The following is a 24874-nucleotide window of genomic DNA, read 5'->3' on the forward strand; positions in this document are numbered from 1 at the left end:
TCTTACTTGAGCAACTTCCAAGTGCCGTTCTCGATCGTCACCATGACGCGCGAACGGCTGTCGAGCCCGAGGTGGTTGTTGTTGCGCATGCTGAAGGTGCCGTGCGTGGCGATGAGGTTGCGCGTGCCCTCGATGGCGTCTCGCAGGGCAGAGCGGAACTCGGCCGTACCGGGCTGCGCGCGCCTCAAGGCGATGGGCGCCGCGCGCTGAAGCATGAGGCCCGCGTCGAAGAGGTGGGCGCCGAACGTCGACCGCGTGCCCGCTCCGAACTTGTCTTCGTACGACTTGATGTAGTTCAACGCGACCTTCTTGTTCGGGTTCGAGTCGGGCAGTTGTTCCGCCACGAGGATCGGTCCGGCAGGCAAGATCGCGCCTTCCACGTCACGCCCTCCGACTCGCAGGAAGTCCGCGTTGGCCACCCCGTGCGTTTGGTAGATGCGGCCCGTGAAGTTCCGCGCCTTGAGGGCCGCTTGCGGTACGACGCCCGGCACGCCCGACGCGCCGATCAGCACGGCGTCCGGACGAGCGGCGACGATGCGCAGCACTTGCCCCGTGACCGAGGTGTCGGTGCGGTTGTAGCGTTCGTTGGCGACGATGCGGATGTTGCGCTGAGCCGCGTACTTGCGAAGCTCGTTGTACCAGCCTTCGCCGTACGCGTCGTTGAAGCCGATGTAACCGACCGTGCGAATCTTGTTTTGCGCCATGCTCTGCACGATGGCGTTGGCCATGATCGCGTCCGTCTGCGGCGTCTTGAACACCCAGAAGCGCTTGGCGTCCACAGGATCGATGATGGCGGCGCTCGCCGCGAGCGAGATGTTGGGGACCTTCGCGTCCGCGACGACATCGATCATGGCGAGGCTGGCGGGCGTCGTCGTCGGGCCGATGATGAGGTCGACTTTGTTCTCCTGGATGAGCTTGCGCGTGTTTTGCACGGCGGTCGTCGTGTCCGACGCGTCATCCAAGACGATGTACTCGACGGGAGTGTTGCCGATGCGTTGCGGCAGCAATTGCACGGTGTTGCGCTGTGGAATCCCGAGGGACGCGGCGGGACCCGTCGTGGAGACGATCACGCCGACGCGGATGGGCGCGCGGCTTTGCGACTGGGCGTACACGACGCCGACGGTAGCGGCGAGCAGGGCAGACAACACGAGACTCTTCGTACGCTTCATACGACCTCCTGAGTACGTCGGAACCGCTCAAGCGACCGAACACGTCGCGGCCCGACCATTGAACACTTGTTAGGCTGTTTGTACGCGTTCACTGTAGCGAAGTCTGCGTGAAAATGCGATATCGCGATTAGAAATCCACCAAGGTCAAATGACGTGCACGGGCATGCCTTGAAGCGCCCCTTCACGTGGCTTCACCCACCCGCCGTCGAACGCTTCGAGAAGCGAGCCTTCCTCGAACCAACTTTTGGGCGTCTTAGCACCCCACAGCGTTTGACGCCGCGGATCGTCGCGCATCCAGCGAATCGGCTCGAAGTCCGGGTCGACCGTGATGTAATCCGACGTGTAAAGCTCGATGCGGTGTCCGTCCGGATCGCGAACGTACACGAAAAAGGCGTTCGAGATGCCGTGCCGTCCCGGTCCGCGCTCGATGCGCTCGGGTTGCCGCGCGCCCGCGAGGATGTCGCACGCACGAATGATGCTCAGAGCGTCCGGCATCCAGTACGCGAAGTGGTGAAGGCGCGGCCCGACGCCGTTCGTGAGCGCGAGGTCGTGCACGCCGCCGCGCCGTTGAATCCACGCCGCCCACACCGAACCGTCCTCGCCTTCCGTGTACTCCGAGAGGCGAAAGCCGAGTTCGCGCAGGTACCAGTTCATCGTGCCTTCGACGTCCGGACTCATCACGTTGACGTGATCGATGCGTTGCAAGCCCGGACCGCGATGCACGTGGTAGTCCTGCAGCAACCACTTGTGCGTCTTCGACTCGTGGTAGAACGCCACGGGCAATCCGAACGGGTCTTGCAACCTCAGCATCCTCGGGCGGTCGAGCTCCGACTCCCAGCGGTGCGGCAAGCCTTGCCGCTCGGCGAGGCGCACCAACTCCTCCAAGTCCGCCTCGCTTCGCACGCGGTAGGCGAGGTGCTTGACGCCCGCCTCGGGCGCGAGCTCCAACTTGAGCGTCCACTCGCGGTCCTCCACGCCCCGCAAGTAAACCGCGCCCGGCGTCTCGTGCAGCACGTTGAGGCCCAGCAGGTTCACGTAAAAGTCCTTCGAGCGCGCCAAGTCCGTCACGTAGAAGACGCCGTGCGCCACGCGAATGACGTCAATCATCGGCCGCCACCGCCTCGTGCGCTTTGCTCGACCGCGCCAGGAACGCCTGGATTCGGTCCACGTACGGCTGCTTGTCGTACACCTCGTACAACGCCGACGCCATTCGCACGGGATCGCCGAAGAAGTGCTTCTCGTAGAGGTTCTGGCGCGCTCCGAACGAGCTCAGCGTCATGTCCCAAGCGAGGCGGAAGAGCTTGAGGCGCTCCTCGGCCGTCCCGTTGCCTGCCTGCAGATACTTGGCGATGTGCGCGCCCATCGGCCCTTCACGGTCCGCCTTCGTCGGCATCATGATGATGCCCGACGCGCCCAGCAACTGAATCAGCTCGTTGAGCTTCGGGAACATTTGCGGGTAGTAGTTGCGCGCCGCGTCGAGGGGACCCCGAGCGGGCGTCATCACGCCGTACTCGTTGAGGGTCGCGCCTTCCTCGGCGGCCACGCGCAGCGCCTTCATGATCTCCAAGGTCACGATGAACTCGCTGACTTTCTGCTGCACGTGCTGAAACTGACCGCTGCCGATGGTGTTCACGATGCTTTGCGCGACGCCCAAGAGCGCTTCCGTCTTGGCGATCTTGCCGCACACGACTTGATGCGCCATGTGCAGCACCGCTTGCGTGCGTCCGTACGCCTGATTGGCGAGCTTCACGTCGTACAGCAAAAATACTCGCTCCCACGGCACGAGGACGTCGTCGAAGATCACGAAGGCGTCCTGTTCGTCGAAGCGGCTCGCGAGCGGGTGATCCTCGGGATCGCGTCCCAAGTCGAAGGGTTCGCGGCACTGGAAGTAGAGCCCGGGCGCGTTCGTCGGCACGGCGAACGCCATCGCGTACTGACTCTTGTCGGCGTTTTCCTTGAGGACCGTCGACGGGAAGATCAGGATCTCGTCGGCGACCGGGAGGGTCGCCATCATGCGCGCCCCGCGCACGACCACGCCTTGCTCCGTTTCGCGCACCACGCCGAGGGCGATGTACGGATCGGGCATCTCCGAAGCCATCTTGCTGCGGTTCACCTGCGGATTGGTCAGGGCGTGCGTGAGACACAAGTCGTGATCGCGCACGAACTCGTAGTACCGACGCATGTTCTCGCCGAAGTCCCGTCCCGGCACGCTCGGCTGGCTGCTCTCGCACTGATTGAAGTACTCGGGCGCCATCGCCGCCGCCATGAGGTTGACGTTCATGTAGTCGGGCGTGCGGCCCATGAAGCCCAGGCTGTGGTCCGCCCACGCCTTGTGCATGTCTCCGCGCCGCTTGAGGTCCTCTTTCGTGCGCGGCACGAGAAAGCTCAGGCCGTACCGCTCTCCGTTCTCCTCGTACGTCAGGACGTCACGGAACTGCGGGTCGTGTTGAAGATCGTAGAGTTCGGCGAGGCTGTGCGCGACGTTGCGCGTCTTCGGATGCGTCGTGGGGTCCGTGACGCGTTCGCCGTCGATGTACAGCGTCGGAGGATGTTCGCGTAGACCTGCGAGGAATTGTTGACCGGTGCGTGCTCCCATGAGTTGCAGCCCTCCTTCGAGCGTGATTACTTCTTGACTTCCTGCCGCGCCAGACCCACGTAGTCCTTCGCGACGAACACGCCGCCTTGGCGTTGCTCGGTGAGGTCGTTCTCGTCGCCGTGAATCCGCTCGATGTCCGAGGCGTAGTCCTCGGCGTTGTCTTGCGGGTGGTAGCCGACGTCGGCCCAGCCTTCGCTCGTCATCCAAGCGCGGGTGTTGGCGCTGATGCCGGCGAGGATCTTGAAGCCGAGCCGTGGCGTGTCGAGGCACGCGGCGACGAGGCTCACGCAGTCGCGCGGCGACAACCACGTGCTGAGGTTGCGGCGCTCTTGGGGCCGCGGCAAGAACGAGCAGATGCGCAGGGCGGCCGTTTCGATGCCGTGCTTTTCCCAGTAGAGGCGCCCCAGGGCTTCACCGAAGACTTTGCTGACGCCGTAGAAGGTGTCGGGCCGAACGGGCGCGTTCGGCCCAATCTTGTTGCGCTCGTCGCGTTCGTAGAAGCCGACGGCGTGAATAGAGCTCGCGAAGACGACGCGCTTCACGTCCGCGAGCCTCGCCGCCTCGTACACGTTGTGCGTTCCGTCCATGTTCACAGTGCGAATCGTCTCGTACGTGTGCTCGTTGGGGATGCCGCCCATGTGCACCACCGCGTCCACGCCGCGCATCGCCTCTATGAGGCCGCCGATCTCGGTGAGGTCGGCGAGGACGGTCTCCTCGCCTTCGCGCGCCTCGCCGAGGTCGCGGTTGTCCGTGAGGCGCAGCGTCTCGTACCGTCCGCGCAGCCCTTCGCGCAACGTCGAACCGATCGCGCCGGCCGCTCCGGTGATCAAGACCTTCATCACTCCGCCAACTTCTTGTCGACCGCGTCGCGCGCGGGTTGCGCTTGTCCGACTCCGAGGCGCGCCGTCTTGTGCGTTCCGAGGCTGACGGCGATGTTCTTCGTCTCCATGTAGAAGTCGAAGGAGTAATCGCCGCCGTCGCGGCCGATCCCGGAGTTCTTCACGCCGCCGAAAGGGGTCGGAAGGTGGCGGACGTTCTCGGAGTTCACCCAGACCATCCCGGCTTCGAGGCGGTGCGCGAAGGTGTGTGCGCGCGTGACGTCCGACGTCCACAAGTACGCGGCGAGGCCGTACCGCACGCCGTTGGCGATCTCCAAGGCTTCCTGCTCGTTTTCGAACGGAATCGCCGTCAGGACGGGACCGAAGATTTCTTCTTGCGCGATGCGCATGTCGTTTCGCGCGTGCGTGAACAGCGTCGGCGGAACGAAGTTCCCGTCGAAGGTTCCGCCCGCTGCGATCGTCGCGCCTTCCGCTTTGGCGAGGTCGAAGTACGAGGTGACTTTCTGCGTGTGCTTCGGGTGCACGAGCGGCCCGACTTCCGTGGAGGGATCGAACGGGTCGCCGACTTTGATGTTACGCGCGCGTTCGGCGATTTGGGCCGTGAACTCGTCGTAGACCGCCGCTTCTACCAGCACCCGTGAGCTGCTCGTGCAGCGCTCGCCGTTGAGGCTGTAGATCATGAACACCACCGCGTCGAGCGCTTTCTCGAGGTCCGCGTCCGCGAACACCACGACCGGGTTCTTGCCGCCGAGTTCGAAGTGGACGCGCTTGAGCGAGTCCGCGCCTTGCCGCATGATGTGGCTTCCCGTCGTCGTCTCGCCGACGAAGGCGATCGCCTTGATGTCCGGGTGCTCGGTTAGGGCCTTGCCCGCCGTCTCGCCGTAGCCGTGCACGAGGTTCACGACGCCTTTCGGAACGCCCGCCTCGTCCATGATCTCGGCGAGCAGGGCCGCCGTGACGGGGCTCCACTCGGCGGGCTTGTGCACGACCGTGCAGCCCGCCGCGAGCGCCGGGGCGATCTTCCAGGTGGACAGCATGAACGGGGTGTTCCACGGCGTGATCACCCCGACCGGTCCGATGGGCTGGCGGATCGTGTAGTTCAAAAAGCCTTTCGTCGGGAGGCTGGAGCCGTCTTGCGCCTCGGTCGCGCGGTCCGCGAAGAAGCGGAAGTTCTCGGCGCCGCGCGCCGCCGCGCTTTTCATGAAGCGAATCGCCTGACCGGTGTCGAGCGTTTCGAGGTGCGCGATTTCGTCGGCGCGCGCCTCGATGAGGTCGGCGACTTTGTGCAGCAGTTTCTTGCGCTCGGCGCCGCCCATGTCGCGCCACTCGGGAAATGCTGCCTTGGCGGCGGCGGCGGCTCGGTCGATGTCGGCTTCGTTTCCGCTCGCGACGGTCGCGATGAGGCTCCCGTCGATGGGGGAGAGCGTCTCGAAGGTCTCGCCGTTTCGGCTGTCCACCCACTGTCCGCCGATGAAGTGCTTCACGCCGCGTTCAGCGAAGCGCGCCTTGTATCCCTGGACTTTTTGCTGTCTCTCGTCGATCGTCTGAGTCATCATTCTCCTCGCGGTCTGGAGTCGCTGTAGAAGCGAAACGGTTCGGAAAGCAACGTGCGGCCGTTGCTCGTCACGGTCACCCGCGCGAACGGTCGAGCGGTCGAGCCGACCTCCACGCGGTACGTGTAACCGCCATTTCGAAATTGGTAGACGAGGCCGCCCGCGCTCGTCTTCGTGCGGATTCCGTTCGAGAGGCGAATGCCGCGCTTCGACGTGTCGAAATCACCCGACACGCGGCTCTCGCTCGTCTCGGGCAGACGCTCGCTTCCGACGTAATCGAAGGAACGGTACATGTAGCGGCCGTTCGGCAGGCGTTGAATCCACACGCTGCGCTTCGCGCTCGCGCCCGCGAACACGCTGCCCTCGGTCGGTCCTCCCGAGGCCGGATCGGCCTCGTTCACCGTGAAGTAGCGGCATTCCAACGCCTGCCCGTTCGACGTCACGGCGACGACGTGCGTGAAGGTATAGCCGCCGTCCGCGCGCTGGATGTTGCTCACATGGAGGAAGTTGCCTTCGGTGGAGGCCGCGCTTCCGAAGGGACGAAGCCCGTAGTACACGCTTCCGGCGGCTCCGTCGGCTGGCCCGAGCTGGTACCGAGCGATGTTCACGCGCTCCGGCGCGCTCTTCGTCAACGACGCGAGCGAGACGGCGACCGTTTCGTTCGGGCCGAGGAGCTTGGCGGGACTCGACACCGCCACGACACGGTCGGGTCCGTCGCACCAAGCGAAGAGGGGGCGGTACGCGGCGCTTGCGATCTGCCCGAAGTCGTGCTGCACGTACGGCTGTGCCGCCGCCATCGACGCGGCGAGCATCAGGACCCACCACCGTTTCAAGAATTCACCGCCCGTCCCACACGGGTTCTTTGTCTTCACGGCCGAGGATCGGCTCGGCGTCCTCGGTTTCCAGTGCGACGTCGTTTTCTAGCGCGCCCAGCCCCTCGACTTCCAAGCGCATCACGTCGCCGGGCCGCACGTGGCTGATGCCCTTCGGCGTACCCGTCAGGATGACGTCGTCCTTTTGAAGGGTCATGAAGCGGCTGATGTGCTCGATGAGCTCGGGAATGCCGAAGATCATGTCGCGCGTGGAGCCTTCTTGGCGAAGCTCGCCGTTCACGAAGGCGCGTAGGGTGAGGTCGTGCGGATCTTTCACCTCGTCGGCCGTGACGTAGTACGGGCCGAGCGGCCCGAAGGTGTCCCAGCCTTTTCCGCGTAGCGGGGGGCGGAAGGTGTTCGTGACGTAGTCGCGCACGACGAGGTCGTTGCCGATGGTGTACCCGCCGACGTAGTCCATCGCGCTCTTCGCCTTCACGCGCCGCGCGTCTCGTCCGATGATCACGCCGAGCTCCACCTCGTAGTGCATGAACTGAGCGCCGCGCGGGTAGATGACCGTGCCTTTGTGCGCGAGCAGGGTCGTGTTCGGCTTCCAGAACAAGGCGGGCTCGGTGGGCTGCGTGAGGCCGAGTTCGCCCGCGTGATCGTTGAAGTTCAGCGCGAGCGCGATGACTTTCGGCGGGTCGATCGGCAGACGGAAGGTCACGGCCTCCGGATCGTGCGCTTCGCCCGCGTGATCGATCAGCGCTCCACCTCGAAGATGTCCTTCGAGGGCCCGCCCCCGCGAGATGAACCGCGCGCGCTTCAAACGTTCACTCCTTCCAGCAAGCCGTACTTCTGGGCCATCTTCCGCAGTTTCGCCTCGACGTCGGGCGTGGTCGGGCCGAGGGGTTCGCGCCACTCTTTCTCGCACAAGCCCATCCAGCTCAAGACCGTCTTGAGGGGAATGGGGTTGGTGTCCCAGAAGATCGCGTCGTTCGCTTCCAGCAAGCTGTAGTGAACGTCGAGCGCCTCCTTGTATTGGCCGTCGAGGGTGAGTTGGCACAGCCGCGCCGTTTCTTGCGGCAGCCAGTTGGCGGTCGCGGCGATCGTGCCGACGCCGCCGACGGCCATCATCGGGAAGGTGAGGGCTTCGAGACCGCAGAACACGAGGAAGTCGCGTCCGACGGTGCGCAAAAGATCGCTGACGTACTCGACGTCCTTGCTGGAGTGTTTGATGCCGACGACGTTCGAGAAGCGCTCGCGCAATTTGGCGACCGTGTCGATCTTGATTTCGATGCCGCTTCGGCCCGGAATGTTGTACAAGACCATCGGAAGTTCCGGCAAGGCCGCCGCGACCTTGCCGAAGAAGTCGACGAGGCCCGCTTGATTCGGCTTGATGTAGTACGGCGTGATGAGTAGGGCGCCGCTCGCACCGAGATCCGACGCGAAGCGCGTGAGCTCGAGCGTCTCGTCGAGCCGTAGCGTTCCCGTGCCGGGCAGAAAGGGAACGCGGCCGCCGATGACGTCCGACGCGAACTTCAAGACGGCCTTGCGTTCCTCGACGCTTTGCGTGCCGGGTTCGCCCGTCGTGCCGCCCACGCTGACGCCGTGCGAGCCCGCCTGGATTTGTCGTTCGATGAGCCGTTCGAGGGCCGCGTAATCGATGGAGCCGTTCTTGAAGGGCGTAACGAGTGGGGTGATGGAGCCTTTCAACATGAAACCTCCCGAGTTGTGAATGCTCTCAGCGTATTGAATGGTAGGCTGAAGATGAAAGTCGAAAAGCACGGATAACGTCCTCTTCTTTGTGGAATCGCACAGATCATGAAGCCTTCACCGCTGTCTCGTCTGCTCGCCACGCTCGCTGGCCCGAAGCCCGAGCGTGACCTCGTGACGGCTTTGGAGGAACTCACGGGAGGCGAAGCGGCGATTCTCGCTCCGTGGGGAGACGTGCTCGCGGGCCATGTCACCCGGGAGGCAGTGCGGCGTGAAGCGCGCGACGAAGGCCGCTTGCTCGGCGTCGTGGTGTCCTCGGTGGACTCGGACGTGGTCGACGTGGCCGCCGAGGTGTATGTCCTCGCCGCTCTGCGGCGCGCCGCGCGTACGGCGCACGTCGGCGCGAGCGGCGAGGCGTTGCTCGCCGAGCTCGTGTCCGGCGCGCGCTCGGCGGATGTACGCGAACGCCTCGAAGCGGCGGGCCTCGAAGGCGAGCCGTTCGCCGTCGCCGCGCTCGAACTGCCGCTGCGCCGCGCGCGTTCGCGGCTCGCGCGCAGCGCGCTACAAAACGACTTGGAACGCTTGCGGTCGGCGGGTGACGCCTACTTCGCGGCGCTCGGCTACCGCTTCGTGTCGGGCGTGCGCGGTCCGCGCGTCGTGTGGCTTTGGGCGACGAGCGACCCGGACGCACAAGCCAACCGCTTGTGCGAAGCGATTCTCGCCTCGACGAACGAGGACGTACGCCTCGGCGTGTCCGAGGCGCAGCCCGAACCCGAGCAGGGCCGCCACGCGTTCACGCAAGCCCTGCTCGCCCTCTCCGCGACGACGCGGCCGCGCAGCTCGAAGTCCTTCGCGCGTCTCGACCCGCTGCACTGGATGCTGGCGTCCCAGCCCCACGAACACTTGACGTTGTGGCGCGAAACGCTGCTACGGCCCCTCAAGGCGCACGACGAGGACGGACGTCTGCTCGAAACGCTGCGCGCGTATCTGCAGGACTCCTCGCATCTCGGCGCGCTGTCGGCGCGGCTCAACGTTCACCCGAACACGTTGCGCTACCGCCTTGGACGCATCGAGGAGTTGCTCGGGCAACCCCTTTCGCATCCGGCGACGCTGGCGCGGTTGTACCTCGCGCTCGGCGTGGAAGGCTGAAGCGTCTTACACGCCGCCGCGCGTCGAGAGGGCATACAGAGCGTAGATGAGGCCCGCGACGATAAGGGCGATCACGGCGATCAGCACGGCGAAGCGGGTGTTCTTCGGGTACGGCACTTGGCCCTTCTCGGTGTCGGGCAGGCGGTCTTTGTCGCTCATGGCCGCAAGCTAGGGGCTGGGCGCGTGAAGCGGAAGCGAGGAATCTCAAGGCGCGCCAAAGTTCAGGAACGGCCAACTCGGGGTGTGAACGCCCTCGGGCGGCGCTCCTCGAGGCTCGCTAGGCTGACGACGTGAGCGATCTGTTTGCTTGGTACGCCAGCATGCGCGCCTCGTCGCCCGTCGCGTACGACTCGCGCCACGGCGTGCACAACGTCTTCTTGTACGAGGACGTGAAGACCGTCTTGTCGGACTTCGCGCGCTTCTCGTCGCAGCGGGGTCGCGGTCAAGGCAGCCAGAATCCCGACAACGCCCTCGCCGACTCGATCATCAGCACCGATCCGCCGAGGCACCGTCAACTGCGCGCCTTGGTCGAACGCGCCTTCACGCCGAGGCAGGTGGAAGCTCTCGCGCCACGCATCAGCGAGCTCACGCACGAGCTTCTCGACGGCTTTTCGCGCGACGTGGACTTCGTTCGGGACTTCGCCGAACCCCTTCCGGTCATCGTGATCGCCGAGATCCTCGGCATTCCCGTGCGAGACCGCCGCGACTTCAAGCGCTGGTCGGACGCGGTCGTGTCGGGCCGCCACGACGGCATGCGCGAAATGGCGACGTACTTCTCGAAGCTCATCGCGCGGCGTCGTGACGAAGGACAAGACGGCGAGGATCTTGTCAGCGCCTTGCTGCGCGCCGAGGTGGACGGCGCGCACCTCACGTCCAACGAGTTGCTGGGCTTTTGCATCCTGCTGCTCGTCGCGGGCAACGAGACGACCACCAATCTGCTCACGAACGCCGTCCAGGTACTGTCCGATCATCCCGGCGTGCGCGATGAACTCGTCTCGAATCCCGACTTGTGGCCTTCCACCGTCGAGGAAGTGCTTCGCTTGCGCTCGCCCGTGCAGAGCATGTTTCGCGTGTCGACGGAGTCCGTGGAGCTTTCGGGCGTCACGATTCCCGCCAACGCCTGGGTAATCGCCTGGATCGGAAGCGCCAATCATGACGAGCGGGTCTTCGAGATGCCGGACGTCTTCGAGCCCCGCCGCTCGCCCAATCGTCACCTCGCCTTCGGGCACGGCGTCCACTTCTGCCTCGGCGCCCCCCTCGCCCGCTTGGAGGCGACCATCGCGCTCAGAGCCGTTTACGAGCGCTTTCCGCACTTGCGCGCCCGTGAAGACGCCGAGCTCAAGTACATCGATTCCACCATCGTCCACGGCGTCAAGGAGTTGCCCGTGCACCTGAGCGTCGAAGCGGCGAGCTGAGACTCGGCGGCGAGGCGTCACTAAGCTCGACGGCTTATTTGTATGGCAATCTATATTGATAGAAGCGAATATAGATCAGGATCTAAGGCGTGACGGACGTCTCCGCCCTGCCCGATCTGCCCGAAGCGCCTCCCGCCGACGCGTTACGCGCCCTCGCCGACCCGACGCGGCTTCGCATCCTCGAGTTCATGCTCGAAAGCCGCCTGCGTCGATTGCGCGACGGCAACTGCTTCGGAGGCAGCATTTCTCAGCACCTCGGCCTCTCCCAACCCACCGTCAGCCACCACATGAAGACGCTCGTGGAAGTCGGACTCGTCCGTGCGGAAAAGCACGGCACGACCGTCTTCTACGATTTGGAGTCCGAGGGCTTCGAACGCGTCCGACGCTACCTCGACACGTACGTGCTCGCCCTCCGCGTCCACGACCCGGAAGAACAGGAGTGATCATGAACACGCCCCAGCACCTTTTCGACCAAGCCAAGACGCGTTATGAGCAATCGGTCGCCGCGCACGCGCAAGAACAGCGACTCGTGCGCCTTGCCGCGCGCCCGCCTTTTCGCGTCACCGTCGCGCGCACTCTGAGAGTTCTCGCCGACCGCCTCGAGCCCCTGTCGATGGGTTCGGCGGCCAAGACGCAAACGCCGCTTCCCCGCCTTTGAGGAAGCGGCGTCCGCACCGAGCGCTCAGCCGTTCGCTTGGATTTGCATCGCCGCTTCCAAGAAGCGGTCGTTCTCCTCGGGCGTGCCGAGTGCGACGCGCAGACAACCCGCGAGCAGGTGCTGTTTGTCTTGGCGGCGCGGCAACACCCCCTTGGAAATAAGCGCCTTGTACGCCTCCTCGGCGTTCGGCGTGCGAACGAGGAAGAAGTTCGTGCTCGACGGATACGCCACCCACGTCGGGTGCGCTTCGAGGGCTTTCAACACCCGCTCGCGCTCGCGAACCGTCGCCTCGGCGCGCTCGCGCACGTACTGCGGATGTTCCAGCGCGACTTCCACCACCGCTTGCGTGAGGGCGTTCACGTTGAAGGCGGGAACGAGCTTTTGGAGTTCCGTCGCCATGGCGGGCGTCGTGAGAGCGTACCCGAGGCGCAACCCCGCCAGACCCCACGCCTTGCTGAACGTCCGCAGAACGACTCGGTCGTCGTGTCCGCGCGCGAGCTCGCGGTAATCGCTGCCGGAGTACTGGTAGTACGCCTCGTCCAGCACCGTGACCCAACCGCCCGCCTTCGACGCGGCGTTGGCCAGACGCACGACGTCATCTTCACGGTCGAGGTGACCGGTCGGCGCGTGGGGTTGCGTGAGGTAGACCAAGCCGGGGCCGCCTTTGCGAAGTTCGGCTTCCAAGCCGCTCGCGTCCAAAGAGAAGTCGTCGTGCAAAGGCACTTCCACGAGGCGCGCGCCGAGCATCATCGCTTCGAGCTCGTACACCGCGAACGTCGGCTTGACCGTCAAAACCGTGCGGTTGATGCCGCCGAGTTCGGTCAGCAGCTTGATGAGGACGTTGCTGCCCGGCGTCACGACGACGCCCCTCGGGTCCCACCCTTCGTACGCTCCGATACGCTCGGCGAGGGTGTCCGCGTTGAGGTCCGGGTATCGATTCCAGGCTCGGCTCATGGCGCGCTCGGTCGCGAGCTTCTTGAGGTTCTCGGGAAAGTCCCAAGGGCTTTCGTTCTGATCGAGCTTCACGGGCACGTCGATCCGCGTGAACGGGTAGGCGGGCGTGCGCCTCACTTCCTCGCGCACGGCGGCCAAAGCGTCTCTCGTCGTCATGTGGTCATTGTACGCCCTCGCCTAACGCTCGTTCTGTTTGCCAAGCGTCGCTTAACGGGGAACGAATCTCGACACCGTTGGCGTGTGGTGTGCCTGTTACACTTAACGTATGAGCGTTCGTTTGGTACTCGACTCCTCGACCGTCGATCGCGGGAGTCGCCCGTGACGCAGCAAAAGACCCGCCGCGAGCAGATCTACGAAGTCGCCGGAACCCTCTTTTCCGAGCGGGGGTACCACGCGACCAGCATGCGCGACCTCGCGTCCCACCTCGGCATGCAAGGAGGCAGCCTTTACGCGCACATCAGCGGCAAAGAGGAGTTGCTCGTCGAACTCGTCAATCAGGCGGCCGCGCAGTTCGACGAGTCGCTCATGCCTTTGCGCGAGGAGAACTTGTCGCCCGAGGAGAAGTTGCGCGAAGCGATGGGCCGTCACATCGACGTTGTCGCGCACAACCTCGAGACGGCCACGGTGTTCTTTCACGAGTGGAAGCACCTCAGCCCCGAGGCGTACAAGAAGGTCACGGATTGGCGCGACACCATCGACGGGTTGTACCGCGACATCGTCCGCGAAGGAATCGAGAAGGGCGTCTTCAAGCCCGACTTGGACGTCAAGATGACCGCGTACCTCGTGCTGTCGGCCGTGAATTGGACGTACACGTGGTACCGCCCGGGCGGGAAGCTCGGCGCGCGCCAAATCGCCGATCAGTTCGCCGACATGCTGATGAGCGGCCTTCGCAAGTAAGGACGGGCAGCCTCGTGGCCGTTCCACCTACCGTGACCGTCAAAATTCGCGACGCCCTGCTTTTCGCCAAGAAGCGTGCGTTGGAGACGGGCCGCACCCAACAACTCGAACTCGGCGAGGACCTCTTCGTGCGCATCGCGGGCGACGCGCGTCGCTTTCTGCTTTTCCAACTCGACGGCGAGCCGTCTCGGGAATACGCCGCCGCCGTCGCGACCGCCTTGGAGTTCAAGGCTCCGCGCTTCGGTTGGCATCAAGGCGAGACGCTCCGCTCCCTCACCGTCGAAGACGCGAGCTGACCCGGCCGAACGCCGCTCGGCTTCTTGCCGAGCGGCCCCGAGGCGACCCGCGATTCGAGCGCGCCGCGAGGCCGCAGGCGAAACGATGAGTACCTCTGCGGCCAGGCTTTGAAGCATGCCTCGTGCCTCGTCGGCTTCGAGCCGTCGAGGGCGCCTTTGCGCGTCGGCGGGCGTGCGCCACTCCTCGGGTCATGCCCTTTTGCACCTTGACTTAGATGCTGATGGCATATATGCTGATTGCATCTAAGGAGGTCGCATGACCCGCTCTCCCGACGAACAAGCATTTCTCGACGCGTACGACCCCACGGCCTTCGAGCGCCCGTCCGTCACCGTCGACGTCGTCCTGCTCACCGTCCTCGACGGCGATCTGCACGTCCTGCTGATTCGCCGCGACGAGCATCCCTGCAAAGGCTGCTGGAGCCTTCCCGGCGGCTTCATTCGCATGACCGAATCCCTCGACGAAGCCGCCGCCCGCGTCCTGAACGACAAAGCCCACTTGCAAGGCGTGTACGCCGAGCAGCTTTACACCTTCGGCGCTCCTCGCCGAGATCCGCGCACGCGCGTCCTCAGCGTCGCCTACGTCGCCCTCGTGAACGCCGCGCGACTGCGGCCCGTCGAGGACGACCGCATCCGCCTCGCCTTGCTGCACGTCGACTGGCAAGGAGAAACGGGCGGCCCCGCCTCCGCCTCTTGGCACGGCCAACTTCTCGCGCTCGCCTTCGACCACGCCGACATCCTCGGACTCGCCGTCAAGCGCCTTCGCGGCAAGCTCGACTACGCGCCCGTCGGCTTCGAACTTCTTCCCGAGCGCTTCACCCTGCGCGACCTTCAAAGCGTGCACGAGACGATCCTCGGCCGCAAGCTCAACAAGGACTCCTTCCGTCGCCGCATGCTCGCCTCCGGACGACTGAGCGCCGTCGGCGAGCGTGAAGAAGACGCCGACCACCGACCTGCCGCCCTCTACACCTTCGAAAGGAGCGCATGATGCTCACCCTCGACCGCCCCGCCCGAATCAGCGACGAGAACTTCATCCTCGACACGGACTCGTACAAAGCCTCCCACTTCCTGCAATACCCCGCCGGAATGACGCGCCTCTTCTCGTACCTGGAGTCGCGCGGCGGCAAGTACCCCTACACGCGCTTCTTCGGCCTTCAGTACCTTCTCGGGCGCTACTTCACCCAACGCGTCACGCCTGAAATGGTCGAGGAAGCCAAGGACGTCTTCGAAGCGCACGGCGAGCCTTTTCCCTACGAAGGCTGGATGACCATCGCGACCGAACTGGGCGGTCGCCTTCCGCTCGAGATTCGCGCCGTTCCGGAAGGCAGCGTCGTGCCGAACCACAACGCCTTGATGACCGTCACGAACACCGACGACCGCTTTCCCTGGCTCGTAGGTTGGGTGGAGACGCAACTTCTGCGCGTGTGGTATCCCACGACGGTCGCCACGCAAAGCCACTTCATCAAGGCGATCTTGCGCAAGGCCTTGGAACAAAGCGCCGACGACCCCGAGGCGGAACTGCCGTTCAAGTTGCACGACTTCGGCTCACGCGGCGTGTCGAGCCGTGAATCGGCGGGGATCGGCGGCCTCGCGCACCTCACGAACTTCCTCGGAAGCGACACCGTCGAAGCCCTGCGCTGCGGCCGCAACTACTACGGAGCGAGCATGGCGGCCTTCTCGATTCCCGCCGCCGAGCACGCCACGATCACGACGTGGGGCCAAGCGCACGAAGTCGACGCCTACCGCAACATGATTCGGCAGTTCGGCAAGCCCGGCGCTCTCTACGCCGTCGTCTCCGACTCGTACGACCTCAAGCGCGCCATCGTCGAGCACTGGGGCACCACCTTGCGCGACGAGGTCTTGGCCTCGGGCGCCACGCTCGTCGTTCGGCCCGACTCGGGCGATCCCGCCGCGATGGTGCGCATGGCCGTCAACGCCCTCGCCGCCAAGTTCGGCACGACCACGAACGCCAAAGGCTACAAGGTCCTGCGCGGCGTGCGCGTCATTCAAGGCGACGGCGTGCAGGAGGACTCTATCAAGGAAGTCCTCGCCGCCGTCATGAACGACGGCTTCAGCGCCTCGAACGTCACCTTCGGCATGGGAGGCGCCCTCTTGCAGATGGTCAACCGCGACACGCAGAAGTTCGCATACAAGGCGAGCGCCGCCGTCGTCGACGGCGAGTACCGCCCCGTCTACAAGGACCCCGTCACCGATCCCGGCAAGCGCAGCAAAGACGGCGTGCTCGACCTCGTGCTGGACGACGGCAGGTACAAGACGATGCAGCACCGGACGTTCCAGCCCGACTTGACGAACAGCGCCCTGCGAACCGTGTACCGAAACGGCGACCTTTTGGTCACGGACACGCTCGACGACGTGCGGGCGCGGTAATTCCTCATCCCCGCTCCCCTCCCGCGAGGAGGCGGAGCGGTCGAAAGGGCCGTTGGACATGAACATTCCCCAATGGGCGCTCGATTGGTCGGGCTCGCTGTGCGTCGTGGTCTCGCTGGTGTACCTGTGGCGCAAGAGTTCGACGTACTGGCACTGGTCGAACCTCAGCCTCTTGCCGTACTTCCTGCTGTTCGCGTCGTCGGCGCAGTGGATGCTCGCCGGACTTCAGATCACGTACCTGCTGTTCGGAATTCACGGACTGTACTTGTGGTACTTGGAGTCTCGCAAGTCAAAAGGCGAGATTCGCTTCAACGAACCGCTGTGGTACGGCGTGACGTGGGCAGCGAGCCTCGCGATCTTCGCGTACACCGTCGCCGTGACGGACTTCCGCGAAGCGTGGAACTGGGTGCAGTTCGCGTCCGTGACGCTCGCCCTCGTCGCGAATTTCGGAACGACGCGCAAGCGGACGTGGTCGTGGCCCGTGTGGATGCTCGTGAACGCCGTGAGCGCCGTGTACTTCCAGCACCTCGGGTTGTGGGCGCAATTCGGTCTGCAATTCGTGCTGGCCGCCCTCAGCGTGTGGGGTTGGCGCGAGTGGGCGCGGCAAGACGAGAAGGTGGCGCGTGTCGCCACGGTTTGAGCGCGGCCTCGTGATCGGGAAGTTCGCTCCCCTGCACAAAGGGCACGAACTCCTGATCGAGACGGCCCTCTCGGCGTGCGAGACGGTGAGCGTGTGGTGCTACTCCGAGCCCGACTTTCACGACATGCCGACGAGCGTGCGCCAAGACTGGATTCGCGCGCTGTTTCCGAGCGTGACGGTCCTGCCGAACGCGCCGAGCCCGCCGCCGAACGACGCGCCCGACGAGACGCATCGAGCGTACGTGGGAAGCGTGCTCGACACTTGGAACGTGCGTCCCGACGTCGTGTTCACGAGCGAGGCGTACGGAGAGAGCTTGGCCGTGACGCTGGGTTGCGAGCACCGGATGGTCGATGGCACGCGGAAGCGAGTTCCCATTTCCGGGACGCGCGTTCGCGCCGACGTACACGCGCACCGATCCTTCTTGTCGCCGCTCGTGTACGCGCATTTCGTGCAAAAGGTCGTGCTGCTCGGCGCGGAGTCCACGGGCAAGAGCACCTTGACGGCGTTGCTGGCGCGCGAGTTCGCGACGCTCGGCGTCGCGGAGTACGGACGGGAGGTGTTCGAGCGCGAGAACGGAGTCTTGCGGCCCGAGCACTTCGTGGAGATCGCCCGAGGACACCGCGCCTTGGAGGACGCGGCCCTGCTCTCGCCGAACGTGCACCGCTTCCTGTTCGTGGACACGAACGCCCTCGCAACGGCGATGTGGTCGTTTTGGCTCACGAGAACTTGCGAGCCCGACGTGCTTCGTCTCGCCGACGAGTGTCGGTCGCGGTACGCTCACGTCTTCGTGTGCGCCGACGACATCGCCTTCGAGCAGGACGGCTGGCGGTCGAACACGTCCGTGCGCTCGGTGCAGCAGGCGACGGTGTTGTACGACCTCGCGGCGCGCGGCATTCCGTACACGGTATTGCACGGGTCCTTGAAGCAACGTTTGGCGCGCGTTCACTTTGAACTCGTCGGCAAAAGTCTATATCGTGGCGTTTGACACTTTTCGAAATTAAGCGTAAGATGAAAGGCAAAGTGCGACTTGGAGGGCAGTGTATGTCGATGAACGATCCGCAGACCGGCCAGCCTTACTCTCAGCCTGTTCCTGCCGACACCAGCAGCAAAAAAGTTCTCGCAGGCGTCCTCGGCATCCTGTTCGGTTCACTCGGCGTCCACAAGTTTGTTCTCGGGATGAATACCCAAGGCTTCATTTTGCTAGGGATCTCGGTCGCGTGCTGGATCTTAACGATCGTGACGTTCGGCATCGGTGGTCTGATCACCATGCCGATCCTGACCGTCCTCGGCATCATCGGCCTCATCGAAGGCATCATGTACCTCGTCAAGAGCGACAGCGATTTCTACCGCACCTACATGGTCGGTAAGAAGCCCTGGTTCTGACCTTTTCTCGACTGTCAAGGGCCGCCGTTCGAGGCGGCCCTTTATACTTGCCTCCATGTACGAGGCGGTCATCGGGTTGGAAGTTCACTTGCACCTTCGCACGCGCACGAAGATGTTCTCGGGTTGTCGTGCCGACTACTACGGCGCCGAGCCCAACACCTTCACGGACCCCCTGACGCTCGGCTTGCCGGGAACGCTGCCGACGATCAACCAGGAAGCCGTCGAACTCGCCCTCATGTTCGGCCTCGCGCTGAACTGCGACGTCGAGGGCTTCACGCAGTTCCACCGCAAGAACTACTTCTACCCGGACGCTCCCAAAAACTATCAAATCAGCCAGTACGACCGACCCATCGCCCGCGACGGTTTCGTAGAAGTCATGGGCCGCCGTATCGGCATCAAACGCGCGCACCTCGAGGACGACGCGGGCAAGCTCATCCACCCGACGTACGCGCCGTACTCGTTGCTGGACCTCAACCGCGCCGGAATGCCCCTCATCGAGATGGTGACGGAAGCGGACTTGCGCACGCCCGAGGAAGCGCGCGAATTCCTGAGCCTCATTCGCTCCGTCGCGCAAGCCCTCGGGGTGTCCGACGCGAACCCCGAGGAAGGCCAGATGCGCTGCGACGTGAACGTCTCGATTCACAAGCCCGGCGAGCCTTGGGGCACCAAGGTGGAAGTCAAGAACCTCAACTCCTTCAAAAGCGTCGCGCGGTCCCTGGAGTACGAGATCGCTCGGCAAACGCGCGTCCTCGAAAACGGCGGCAAGATCAACCAGGACACCATGGGCTGGGACGAGGGCGGTCAGAAGACGTACCTCATGCGAACGAAGGAAGGCGAGGCGGACTACCGGTACTTTCCCGAGCCGGACCTTCCGCCCCTCAACATCACCCGCGAGTGGATCGAGACCGTTCGCGCGAAGATGCCCGAACTGCCCGCCAACAAGAAAGCCCGCCTCGTCGCCCTCGGCGTCAAGGAAGCGGACGCACACGCGATTTCGCACGACGTGGGGCTCAGCCGCTTTCTCGACGAGGCCTTGCAGAGCGGCGCGGACGCGCAGAAGCTCGCGAACTGGTTGCTCGGGGACGTCGCGGGCTGGCTTGCCGCGCGAGAACTCGAAGTGTTCGCCAGCAAGCTCGTTCCCGCGCACCTCGCGGCCCTCGTGAAGCTCATCGACAACGGCGCGATCAGCGGCAAGATGGGCAAGGACCTCCTGCCCGAACTCATGGAAGGCGCCGACCCCGAGGCGCTCGTCAAAGAGCGCGGTCTGAGCGTCGTCACGGACACCTCGGCCATCGAGGCGGCCGTGGACCGCGCCATCACCGCCAATTCCACGGCGGTGGCGCAGTTCAAGGCGGGCAACGCGAAGGCCATGAACGCCTTGTTCGGCCCAGTGATGCGCGAACTCGGCGGAAAGGCGAAGCCGGAACTCGTGCGAGACGTTTTGACGCGCAAGCTCGGCGAAGCGTGAGCGACCTTGCCCGAGCGCCTCTCTGGGCGATTCGCGCGCAACAGGCGAGCGCCATCGGGTACGCCGTCGCGTCGCTGGTCGTCGATGACCTCAGCGTCTTGTCGCTTTGGACGATCTTGCTGACGTTGCTGTCCGTCGCCGTGCTGCAATTGCAAGCGGCGCTGTTGCCGAACTTGCTGAGCTTGCGCGCGGTCGAACCGTTCGACGTCTCGCTGCAACGCTTCCGTCGCGTGTATCTGTGGTCGCTCGGCGGGTCGACCGTGCAGTTCGGGTTTCTGACGTTGCTGTGGCTTTCGGCGCTCGTGTCGCCCGACGACACCGACGCGTTCAACGTCGGCACCTTCGCGATGGTGCTCGTCGCGTGGAGCTTTTCCTTGTACGCGAGCTTCCGCGTCCTCGTGACCTTCGTCGTGGCCCTGCAGCAACCGCGCGACTTGCCCGTGCGCGCGGAGCTTCGCGAGTGGCTGCTTCGCTCCGCGCTCGCAGGCGGTCTGTTCGCTTTGCTGAACGTCGCAGAGTCGGTGCGAGGTCAAGACGTCGCGAAGGCCCTCGCGTGGCCCGACGTCGTGCCGCTCGCCTTGTTCGCGCTCGTCGCCGGACTCGACGCGGTGGTGCCGCTCTTGATTCGCCGTGCGCTCGCCCGGGTGCCGTGAAGGCAAGGTAGAGTGAGCGCGTACAATTCATTCCCGGGAGGTATTCATGCTCGTCACTGGTTCCGAAATTCTCGTTCCCGCCCGCGAGGGCAAGTACGGCGTCGGCTCGTTCAACACCAACGACCTCGAAATCACCCAGTCCATCATTCACACGGCGGAAAAGCTGCGCAGTCCCGTCATGGTCCAAGTCAGCGAGGGTGCGCTGAAGTACGCGGGCAAGGACCTCGTGAACGTCGTGATCGACCTCGCGACGCGCGCCAGCGTTCCAGTGGCTTTGCACCTCGACCACGGCTCGTCGTACGAAAGCGCCCTCAAGGCCATTCGACTCGGCTTCACGTCCGTCATGATCGACGCGTCGCACCACCCCTTCGAGGAGAACACCCGTGAAACGAGGCGCGTCGTGGAAGCCGCGCACGCCATGGGCATCACCGTGGAAAGCGAACTCGGCCGTCTCGGCGGCATCGAGGAGCACATCGTCGTCGACGAGAAGGACGCGTTCCTCACCGACCCCGAGGAAGCCCAGCGCTTCGTCGAAGCGACCGGCACGGATTATCTCGCGATCGCCATCGGAACGTCGCACGGCGCGTACAAGGGCAAGGGGCGCCCGTACATCGACCACGCGCGCATCCAAAAGGTTTCCGAACTCGTCTCCGTGCCGCTCGTCGCACACGGCTCCAGTGGCGTGCCGCAAGACATCGTCGAGCGCCTGCGGGCCGCGGGCGGCGAGATCGGCGACGCGCAGGGAATCGCGGACGAGGACCTCAAGGAGGCCACGCAGCACGGCATCGCCAAGGTGAACGTCGACACCGACCTGCGCCTTGCCATGACGGTCGGCATTCGCGAAGTGCTGCAAAAGAACCCCAAGGAATTCGATCCTCGCAAAATCCTCGGGCCTGCACGCGACCTCATGAGCCGCATCGTGGAGCACAAGATGACGGTGCTCGGCTCGGTCGGCAAAGCGTAAGCGAGAAATCCCGTCGGCGTCGAGCGGAACGCCAGCCGTCGGAACGTCCGTGGCGGGCGTTCCTGACGGCATTCTCGACGCACCGTACCTCTTCTTATATCTCTTCATGGACCGCAGCTTGAGGTTTTCTCACGCACGGAAGCTATGCTCGAGTCGCCATCATGCTCTCAGCGCGCCTTTTCCGCACTTCGCACCTCCTGCTCGGCACCGCCTTCCTGACCGTGACCCTCGGTGACGTCGCCGCGCAAGGCACTTTGCCGAGCGACGTGCGCAGTCGCTTGGCGGCCCTACTTCCCGACAGCGGGCAGAGCGCGCAGGTGATGAGTCTCGTGCGCGACTCGAACTGGCTGGCCTTGCAACGCAAACTGCAGCAAGCCATCGCGCAGGACACGCGGTGGTTCGACGAGTACCGCCGCGTCAACGCCACCGCCACCGACTTGCCCTGGAACGCCAAGTTCGGCCTCAGCCGAGACGAATGGGAGGCGTTCAACAAGGACTCCGGTTGGCGCTTCATTCGAACCGTCCCCGCTCAAACCGTGCGCGTCGCGTTTCAACGCGTCGGAAATCGCGTGACGTTCCTTGGAACGTCCGGAGCCGAAGGCCTCGACGGTCTCTCGCTTGACTTGTCGAGCGGCGAGATGCGCTTGCCGGAAGGCTACACGACCAAGCCGTACAGCGTGGACATCACCGTTCGCAACGGACGCGACACCAAGAGCGGGTACGTCGATCCTTTCGGGCAGTCGCGGCGCGGTCTGGCGTGGAAGTTCGTCGTGATGAACTCCACCACCCAAGTCTCGGCGTACGTTCATCTGCTGCAACTCGAAAACGGCTCGGTGGTGCTGTCATACGACCGCAGTGTCGGCGTGCGCAACCAAAAGCTGCTGCCTAAAGTCGAGATTCGCCTGCAGTTCGACAAACGTGCGGGCGCGAGCACCACGAAACGCACGAATTGAGGAACTTGACCGTGACGTGGCGGGAACTGGAGGAACGCGTCGGCTTGGAGAACCTGCCGGCCTTTCACCGAGCGTTCCTGCTTTGGCGCGGCGTGGACGACCCGGGCGCCATGCCTCTGCGGCGCGTGCAGCAACGCGTGGAAGCCGAGCTCAACCGCATGGTGCAAAGCGGCGACGCGACGCGCTTGGACGGCGATTGGAACTTGCAGCCGAACGCCCTGGCGACCTTCGAGGCGGCCAAGGCGTACTTGTCTTGAGCGAACTCGTTCGGCGCGACGTCAAGCGCGCAACTCGGGACGGGCGAGCAGCAAGGTTCCCGCGCCCCACAAGCCTCCCAGGATCCACGTGGCGAGCGCGAAGGGCGGCACGAACAGCGTCGCCGCGAACAAGGCGAGGCCGAGAACCGCGCCGAGCACGTCCGCCCGCGGAAGGCGCAAGGCGAGCGCGACCGCTCGGCCTCCGTCGTAAAGACTCACGGCGAGCCCCACGCTGAGCGCGAACAACGCCAGCACCGCGCCCACGAGCGCCGGGACGAGAAAGCCCGACAGTGCGCCAACCACCAGCGGCGGCACGATGAGGCCGAACACCAGCGTTCCCAACGCGAGGGTGCGTGTCAGCGCGTGGCGTTGGCGACGCGCGAGGCGCTCGGCGACGCCCGAGAGGAAGAGCAGCAGCACGATCGCGCACAAGGCGGCGACGTACAGCGGCGTCCACGCGCCCGCCCCGATCCACGCCAGCAACGGCTGGAAGGCGCTCGCCGTGCCGAGCGCGGGCAGCGGCTTGGTGCTGAGACCCTCGCGGCTGCCCTCGACGTTGCCGAGCAGTGCGCTCGGCGCGTTCGCCACGACGGCGCCGGGCCGCTGACGCACATCTCCCAGGAATGCCACGACGTCTCCGCCCACGTTCGCGCCGGGCAGCAAAACGACGTCGCCGCCAAGGGCCACGACATTGCCGGGCACCGCGTGATCCACGACGACGTCGCGTCCGACGCGAACGACGTTCGTGCCGGTGGTGCCGCCTGAAAAGAGAGTGCCGAGCGGCGCGAACATCAGCGCAAAGGCCGAGGCGAGGGCCAGCGCGCCCGAGCGCCGCACGGTGGGGGTGGGGCGCCACAAGCTGAGGACGCTCGCGCCGAGCGCCAGCGCGAATCCCACGAATACCAGCGGCGACAACCCTGAAAGCAGCGACTGCAGAACGGTAACGCCCACCGCGACGTTCGGCCAAGCGAAGGCCATCGTCAGTAGCGAGAACGCCACCAGCAAGCCTCCGACGAGCACGAGCGGCGCCGGGTTTTGGCTCGCCTCGGCGTGCACGCGCTTGGCGACCGCCGCCGCGATCGAGACAGGCGGCGCGACCCTCGGCAAGCTTCTCAGTGACGCCACGACTTCCGGGCGCGCGTCCTCGGCGACGCGGCTCGCGACGATCGCCGCGACGCTGCGCGGCATTCCCGGCGCGCGCGACAACGCCTGCGAGAGGGCGACGTCCCTCGCGACGCGGCTCGCCACCGACGCGGGCAGGGGAACGGACGGCAGGACGCTCAGGTCGTCGCCGACACGCTTGAGCTGCTCGTACGCGCGGCGACGCTCCTCGTCGGCGAGGCCCGCCTCGAAGGCGGCGCGCTCTTGAGATGACAGCGCTTCACCGTCCAATACGCGGTGCATCAATTCCTGCCAATTCACGGTGTTCCGTTCACCTCCTTTCGTGTCTTCGCGGCGTCCTCAATCCACATCCACCGCCCCTTGCAGCAATTCCGCCAGCATCTCCTTGGCGCGAAACACCCTGCTTTTCGCCGTCCCGACCGCGCAGTTCTGAATCTTGGCGATCTCGTCGTACGGCAGTTCCTCCACGAATCGCAGCACGACCGCTTCTCGGTACTCGGGCGCGAGGCGGCTCAGCGCCACTTGCACCCGCTCCGCCGTATCTGCGCTTTCCGCGACTTGCACGGGTCCGCGGCGCGAACTCGTCACCTCGAAGCCGACGTCCTCGGCCGCCTCCTCGATCGAGAAGCGCGGCAGCACCTTGCGGCGATGCCGTTCGATCTGCGTGTTGCGCGCCACTTGATACAACCACGGCAACACCTTCTCACCGGGTTTGAACGTCGAGATCGAGCGCCACGCTCGGTAGAACACTTCTTGCGTCAAGTCCAGCGCGTCCTCCTTGTTGCCTTCGAGGCGAAACAGGTAATTGAACATTCGGCTTTCAAAGGCGCTCACGAATTCGTGCCACGCCTCCTCATCTCCGGTCTTGAGGCGCGCGAGAGCGTCCGCAGTCAGAACTTCGGCCTCCGACACGTCTTTCATTACGCTCCCTTCCGCCCGAAAGTTCCGCGGCGATCCGACAAGGTGATCTTCCGTGCGTGTCCTCACTTTAGCGAGAT

Annotated in this window: 28 protein-coding genes; 16 read left to right on the plus strand and 12 right to left on the minus strand. The window is 64.8% G+C overall.

What is annotated here, in order from left to right; genetic code table 11:
- Window positions 1-2 precede the first annotated feature (2 nt).
- From DES52_RS11060 to hpaI, 8 genes are all read right to left on the minus strand, one after another.
- A complete protein-coding gene (locus DES52_RS11060) occupies window positions 3-1169 on the minus strand; it encodes an ABC transporter substrate-binding protein (protein WP_110886882.1) in 1167 nt (388 codons plus the stop codon).
- 144 nt (window positions 1170-1313) lie between these two features.
- The gene (gene hpaD / locus DES52_RS11065; RefSeq protein ID WP_110886883.1) at window positions 1314-2276 is read right to left on the minus strand and encodes a 3,4-dihydroxyphenylacetate 2,3-dioxygenase; all 963 of its coding nucleotides are present in this window, start codon (window positions 2274-2276) and stop codon (window positions 1314-1316) included.
- Window positions 2269-3765, minus strand: coding sequence for a 4-hydroxyphenylacetate 3-monooxygenase, oxygenase component (gene hpaB, locus DES52_RS11070; protein ID WP_110886884.1), 1497 nt, complete (start codon window positions 3763-3765; stop codon window positions 2269-2271). Before hpaB ends, hpaD begins: the two co-directional genes overlap by 8 nt.
- 26 nt (window positions 3766-3791) lie before the next feature.
- On the minus strand, window positions 3792-4604 hold the full coding sequence (locus DES52_RS11075; protein ID WP_110886885.1) for an NAD-dependent epimerase/dehydratase family protein: 813 nt from the start codon (window positions 4602-4604) through the stop codon (window positions 3792-3794).
- Window positions 4604-6157, minus strand: coding sequence for a 5-carboxymethyl-2-hydroxymuconate semialdehyde dehydrogenase (hpaE, locus tag DES52_RS11080; RefSeq protein WP_110886886.1), 1554 nt, complete (start codon window positions 6155-6157; stop codon window positions 4604-4606). The genes DES52_RS11075 and hpaE overlap by 1 nt, the downstream gene beginning before the upstream one ends.
- Window positions 6157-6990: a hypothetical protein gene (locus DES52_RS11085; RefSeq protein ID WP_146237265.1), complete on the minus strand. Its 834-nt coding sequence runs from the start codon at window positions 6988-6990 to the stop codon at window positions 6157-6159. Before DES52_RS11085 ends, hpaE begins: the two co-directional genes overlap by 1 nt.
- 4 nt (window positions 6991-6994) lie before the next feature.
- Entirely contained in the window at window positions 6995-7795 is an 801-nt protein-coding gene (locus DES52_RS11090) for a fumarylacetoacetate hydrolase family protein (RefSeq protein WP_110886888.1), read from the minus strand.
- Window positions 7792-8685, minus strand: coding sequence for a 2,4-dihydroxyhept-2-ene-1,7-dioic acid aldolase (gene hpaI, locus DES52_RS11095; protein WP_110887032.1), 894 nt, complete (start codon window positions 8683-8685; stop codon window positions 7792-7794). Before hpaI ends, DES52_RS11090 begins: the two co-directional genes overlap by 4 nt.
- Window positions 8686-8790: 105 nt before the next feature.
- On the opposite strand from hpaI, the gene DES52_RS11100 reads away from it, so the two are divergent.
- Window positions 8791-9831, plus strand: a complete 1041-nt coding sequence (locus DES52_RS11100; RefSeq protein ID WP_110886889.1) for a PucR family transcriptional regulator — start codon at window positions 8791-8793, stop codon at window positions 9829-9831.
- Window positions 9832-9837: 6 nt separating this feature from the next.
- On the opposite strand, the gene DES52_RS22940 is transcribed toward DES52_RS11100, so the two are convergent.
- On the minus strand, window positions 9838-9990 hold the full coding sequence (locus tag DES52_RS22940) for a hypothetical protein (protein WP_170131014.1): 153 nt from the start codon (window positions 9988-9990) through the stop codon (window positions 9838-9840).
- Between the two features lie 131 nt (window positions 9991-10121).
- Here DES52_RS22940 and DES52_RS11105 point away from each other — a divergent pair, with 131 nt between their 5' ends.
- The 3 genes from DES52_RS11105 (at window position 10122) to DES52_RS11115 (ending at window position 11904) form a co-directional block, all read left to right on the plus strand.
- On the plus strand, window positions 10122-11246 hold the full coding sequence (locus tag DES52_RS11105; protein ID WP_245900924.1) for a cytochrome P450: 1125 nt from the start codon (window positions 10122-10124) through the stop codon (window positions 11244-11246).
- 89 nt (window positions 11247-11335) lie between these two features.
- Complete coding sequence (locus DES52_RS11110; RefSeq protein WP_211317913.1) at window positions 11336-11689, plus strand: ArsR/SmtB family transcription factor; 354 nt, start codon at window positions 11336-11338, stop codon at window positions 11687-11689.
- Between the two features lie 2 nt (window positions 11690-11691).
- On the plus strand, window positions 11692-11904 hold the full coding sequence (locus DES52_RS11115; RefSeq protein ID WP_146237266.1) for a hypothetical protein: 213 nt from the start codon (window positions 11692-11694) through the stop codon (window positions 11902-11904).
- A 24-nt stretch (window positions 11905-11928) separates the two neighbouring features.
- On the opposite strand, the gene DES52_RS11120 is transcribed toward DES52_RS11115, so the two are convergent.
- Window positions 11929-13014, minus strand: a complete 1086-nt coding sequence (locus DES52_RS11120; RefSeq protein ID WP_110886891.1) for a pyridoxal phosphate-dependent aminotransferase — start codon at window positions 13012-13014, stop codon at window positions 11929-11931.
- A 162-nt stretch (window positions 13015-13176) separates the two neighbouring features.
- On the opposite strand from DES52_RS11120, the gene DES52_RS11125 reads away from it, so the two are divergent.
- The 12 genes from DES52_RS11125 (at window position 13177) to DES52_RS11180 (ending at window position 22754) form a co-directional block, all read left to right on the plus strand.
- The gene (locus DES52_RS11125) at window positions 13177-13755 is read left to right on the plus strand and encodes a TetR/AcrR family transcriptional regulator (protein ID WP_110886892.1); all 579 of its coding nucleotides are present in this window, start codon (window positions 13177-13179) and stop codon (window positions 13753-13755) included.
- A 14-nt stretch (window positions 13756-13769) separates the two neighbouring features.
- A complete protein-coding gene (locus DES52_RS11130) occupies window positions 13770-14051 on the plus strand; it encodes a hypothetical protein (protein ID WP_110886893.1) in 282 nt (93 codons plus the stop codon).
- A gap of 256 nt (window positions 14052-14307) precedes the next feature.
- Window positions 14308-15036, plus strand: a complete 729-nt coding sequence (locus DES52_RS11135) for an NUDIX hydrolase (protein WP_110886894.1) — start codon at window positions 14308-14310, stop codon at window positions 15034-15036.
- Window positions 15033-16436 carry a nicotinate phosphoribosyltransferase gene (locus tag DES52_RS11140; protein ID WP_245900926.1) on the plus strand — a complete coding sequence of 468 codons (1404 nt, stop codon included), beginning with the start codon at window positions 15033-15035 and terminating at the stop codon, window positions 16434-16436. Before DES52_RS11135 ends, DES52_RS11140 begins: the two co-directional genes overlap by 4 nt.
- Before the next feature lie 58 nt (window positions 16437-16494).
- Complete coding sequence (locus DES52_RS11145) at window positions 16495-17076, plus strand: nicotinamide mononucleotide transporter family protein (RefSeq protein ID WP_110886895.1); 582 nt, start codon at window positions 16495-16497, stop codon at window positions 17074-17076.
- Complete coding sequence (locus DES52_RS11150; RefSeq protein ID WP_110886896.1) at window positions 17060-18061, plus strand: AAA family ATPase; 1002 nt, start codon at window positions 17060-17062, stop codon at window positions 18059-18061. Before DES52_RS11145 ends, DES52_RS11150 begins: the two co-directional genes overlap by 17 nt.
- Window positions 18062-18117: 56 nt before the next feature.
- Complete coding sequence (locus DES52_RS11155; RefSeq protein ID WP_245900929.1) at window positions 18118-18459, plus strand: TM2 domain-containing protein; 342 nt, start codon at window positions 18118-18120, stop codon at window positions 18457-18459.
- Window positions 18460-18514: 55 nt separating this feature from the next.
- Window positions 18515-19927 carry an Asp-tRNA(Asn)/Glu-tRNA(Gln) amidotransferase subunit GatB gene (gene gatB / locus DES52_RS11160; protein ID WP_110886897.1) on the plus strand — a complete coding sequence of 471 codons (1413 nt, stop codon included), beginning with the start codon at window positions 18515-18517 and terminating at the stop codon, window positions 19925-19927.
- A complete protein-coding gene (locus tag DES52_RS11165) occupies window positions 19924-20580 on the plus strand; it encodes a hypothetical protein (protein WP_110886898.1) in 657 nt (218 codons plus the stop codon). Before gatB ends, DES52_RS11165 begins: the two co-directional genes overlap by 4 nt.
- A 46-nt stretch (window positions 20581-20626) precedes the next feature.
- Window positions 20627-21544 (plus strand): class II fructose-1,6-bisphosphate aldolase, encoded by a 918-nt coding sequence (fba, locus tag DES52_RS11170; protein WP_110886899.1) that lies wholly within the window; start codon window positions 20627-20629, stop codon window positions 21542-21544.
- 161 nt (window positions 21545-21705) lie between these two features.
- On the plus strand, window positions 21706-22497 hold the full coding sequence (locus tag DES52_RS11175; protein ID WP_110886900.1) for a hypothetical protein: 792 nt from the start codon (window positions 21706-21708) through the stop codon (window positions 22495-22497).
- A gap of 5 nt (window positions 22498-22502) precedes the next feature.
- Window positions 22503-22754 (plus strand): hypothetical protein, encoded by a 252-nt coding sequence (locus DES52_RS11180; RefSeq protein WP_245900931.1) that lies wholly within the window; start codon window positions 22503-22505, stop codon window positions 22752-22754.
- Between the two features lie 21 nt (window positions 22755-22775).
- Here the strand turns inward: DES52_RS11180 and DES52_RS22945 are convergent, their stop codons facing one another.
- Both DES52_RS22945 and DES52_RS11190 read right to left on the minus strand, forming a co-directional pair.
- Window positions 22776-24176 carry an anti-sigma factor gene (locus DES52_RS22945; RefSeq protein ID WP_170131015.1) on the minus strand — a complete coding sequence of 467 codons (1401 nt, stop codon included), beginning with the start codon at window positions 24174-24176 and terminating at the stop codon, window positions 22776-22778.
- A 39-nt stretch (window positions 24177-24215) separates the two neighbouring features.
- Window positions 24216-24797 (minus strand): RNA polymerase sigma factor, encoded by a 582-nt coding sequence (locus tag DES52_RS11190; RefSeq protein WP_110886902.1) that lies wholly within the window; start codon window positions 24795-24797, stop codon window positions 24216-24218.
- Between the last annotated feature and the right edge of the window lie 77 nt (window positions 24798-24874).

Source organism: Deinococcus yavapaiensis KR-236 (assembly GCF_003217515.1).
Classification (GTDB): Bacteria; Deinococcota; Deinococci; order Deinococcales; family Deinococcaceae; genus Deinococcus_A; species Deinococcus_A yavapaiensis.

Excerpts from the sequence above, each read along its gene's own strand:
- DES52_RS22940 (WP_170131014.1), bottom strand. The coding sequence starts at position 9,990 with ATGAGCGACAAAGACCGCCTGCCCGACACCGAGAAGGGCCAAGTGCCG.
- DES52_RS11060 (WP_110886882.1), bottom strand. The coding sequence starts at position 1,169 with ATGAAGCGTACGAAGAGTCTCGTGTTGTCTGCCCTGCTCGCCGCTACC.
- DES52_RS11100 (WP_110886889.1), top strand. The coding sequence starts at position 8,791 with ATGAAGCCTTCACCGCTGTCTCGTCTGCTCGCCACGCTCGCTGGCCCG.
- DES52_RS11155 (WP_245900929.1), top strand. The coding sequence starts at position 18,118 with ATGTCGATGAACGATCCGCAGACCGGCCAGCCTTACTCTCAGCCTGTT.
- DES52_RS11190 (WP_110886902.1), bottom strand. The coding sequence starts at position 24,797 with ATGAAAGACGTGTCGGAGGCCGAAGTTCTGACTGCGGACGCTCTCGCG.
- hpaB (WP_110886884.1), bottom strand. The coding sequence starts at position 3,765 with ATGGGAGCACGCACCGGTCAACAATTCCTCGCAGGTCTACGCGAACAT.
- DES52_RS11135 (WP_110886894.1), top strand. The coding sequence starts at position 14,308 with ATGACCCGCTCTCCCGACGAACAAGCATTTCTCGACGCGTACGACCCC.
- DES52_RS11075 (WP_110886885.1), bottom strand. The coding sequence starts at position 4,604 with ATGAAGGTCTTGATCACCGGAGCGGCCGGCGCGATCGGTTCGACGTTG.
- DES52_RS11145 (WP_110886895.1), top strand. The coding sequence starts at position 16,495 with ATGAACATTCCCCAATGGGCGCTCGATTGGTCGGGCTCGCTGTGCGTC.
- DES52_RS11140 (WP_245900926.1), top strand. The coding sequence starts at position 15,033 with ATGATGCTCACCCTCGACCGCCCCGCCCGAATCAGCGACGAGAACTTC.
- hpaE (WP_110886886.1), bottom strand. The coding sequence starts at position 6,157 with ATGACTCAGACGATCGACGAGAGACAGCAAAAAGTCCAGGGATACAAG.
- hpaD (WP_110886883.1), bottom strand. The coding sequence starts at position 2,276 with ATGATTGACGTCATTCGCGTGGCGCACGGCGTCTTCTACGTGACGGAC.
- fba (WP_110886899.1), top strand. The coding sequence starts at position 20,627 with ATGCTCGTCACTGGTTCCGAAATTCTCGTTCCCGCCCGCGAGGGCAAG.
- DES52_RS11115 (WP_146237266.1), top strand. The coding sequence starts at position 11,692 with ATGAACACGCCCCAGCACCTTTTCGACCAAGCCAAGACGCGTTATGAG.
- DES52_RS11175 (WP_110886900.1), top strand. The coding sequence starts at position 21,706 with ATGCTCTCAGCGCGCCTTTTCCGCACTTCGCACCTCCTGCTCGGCACC.
- hpaI (WP_110887032.1), bottom strand. The coding sequence starts at position 8,685 with ATGTTGAAAGGCTCCATCACCCCACTCGTTACGCCCTTCAAGAACGGC.
- DES52_RS11120 (WP_110886891.1), bottom strand. The coding sequence starts at position 13,014 with ATGACGACGAGAGACGCTTTGGCCGCCGTGCGCGAGGAAGTGAGGCGC.
- gatB (WP_110886897.1), top strand. The coding sequence starts at position 18,515 with ATGTACGAGGCGGTCATCGGGTTGGAAGTTCACTTGCACCTTCGCACG.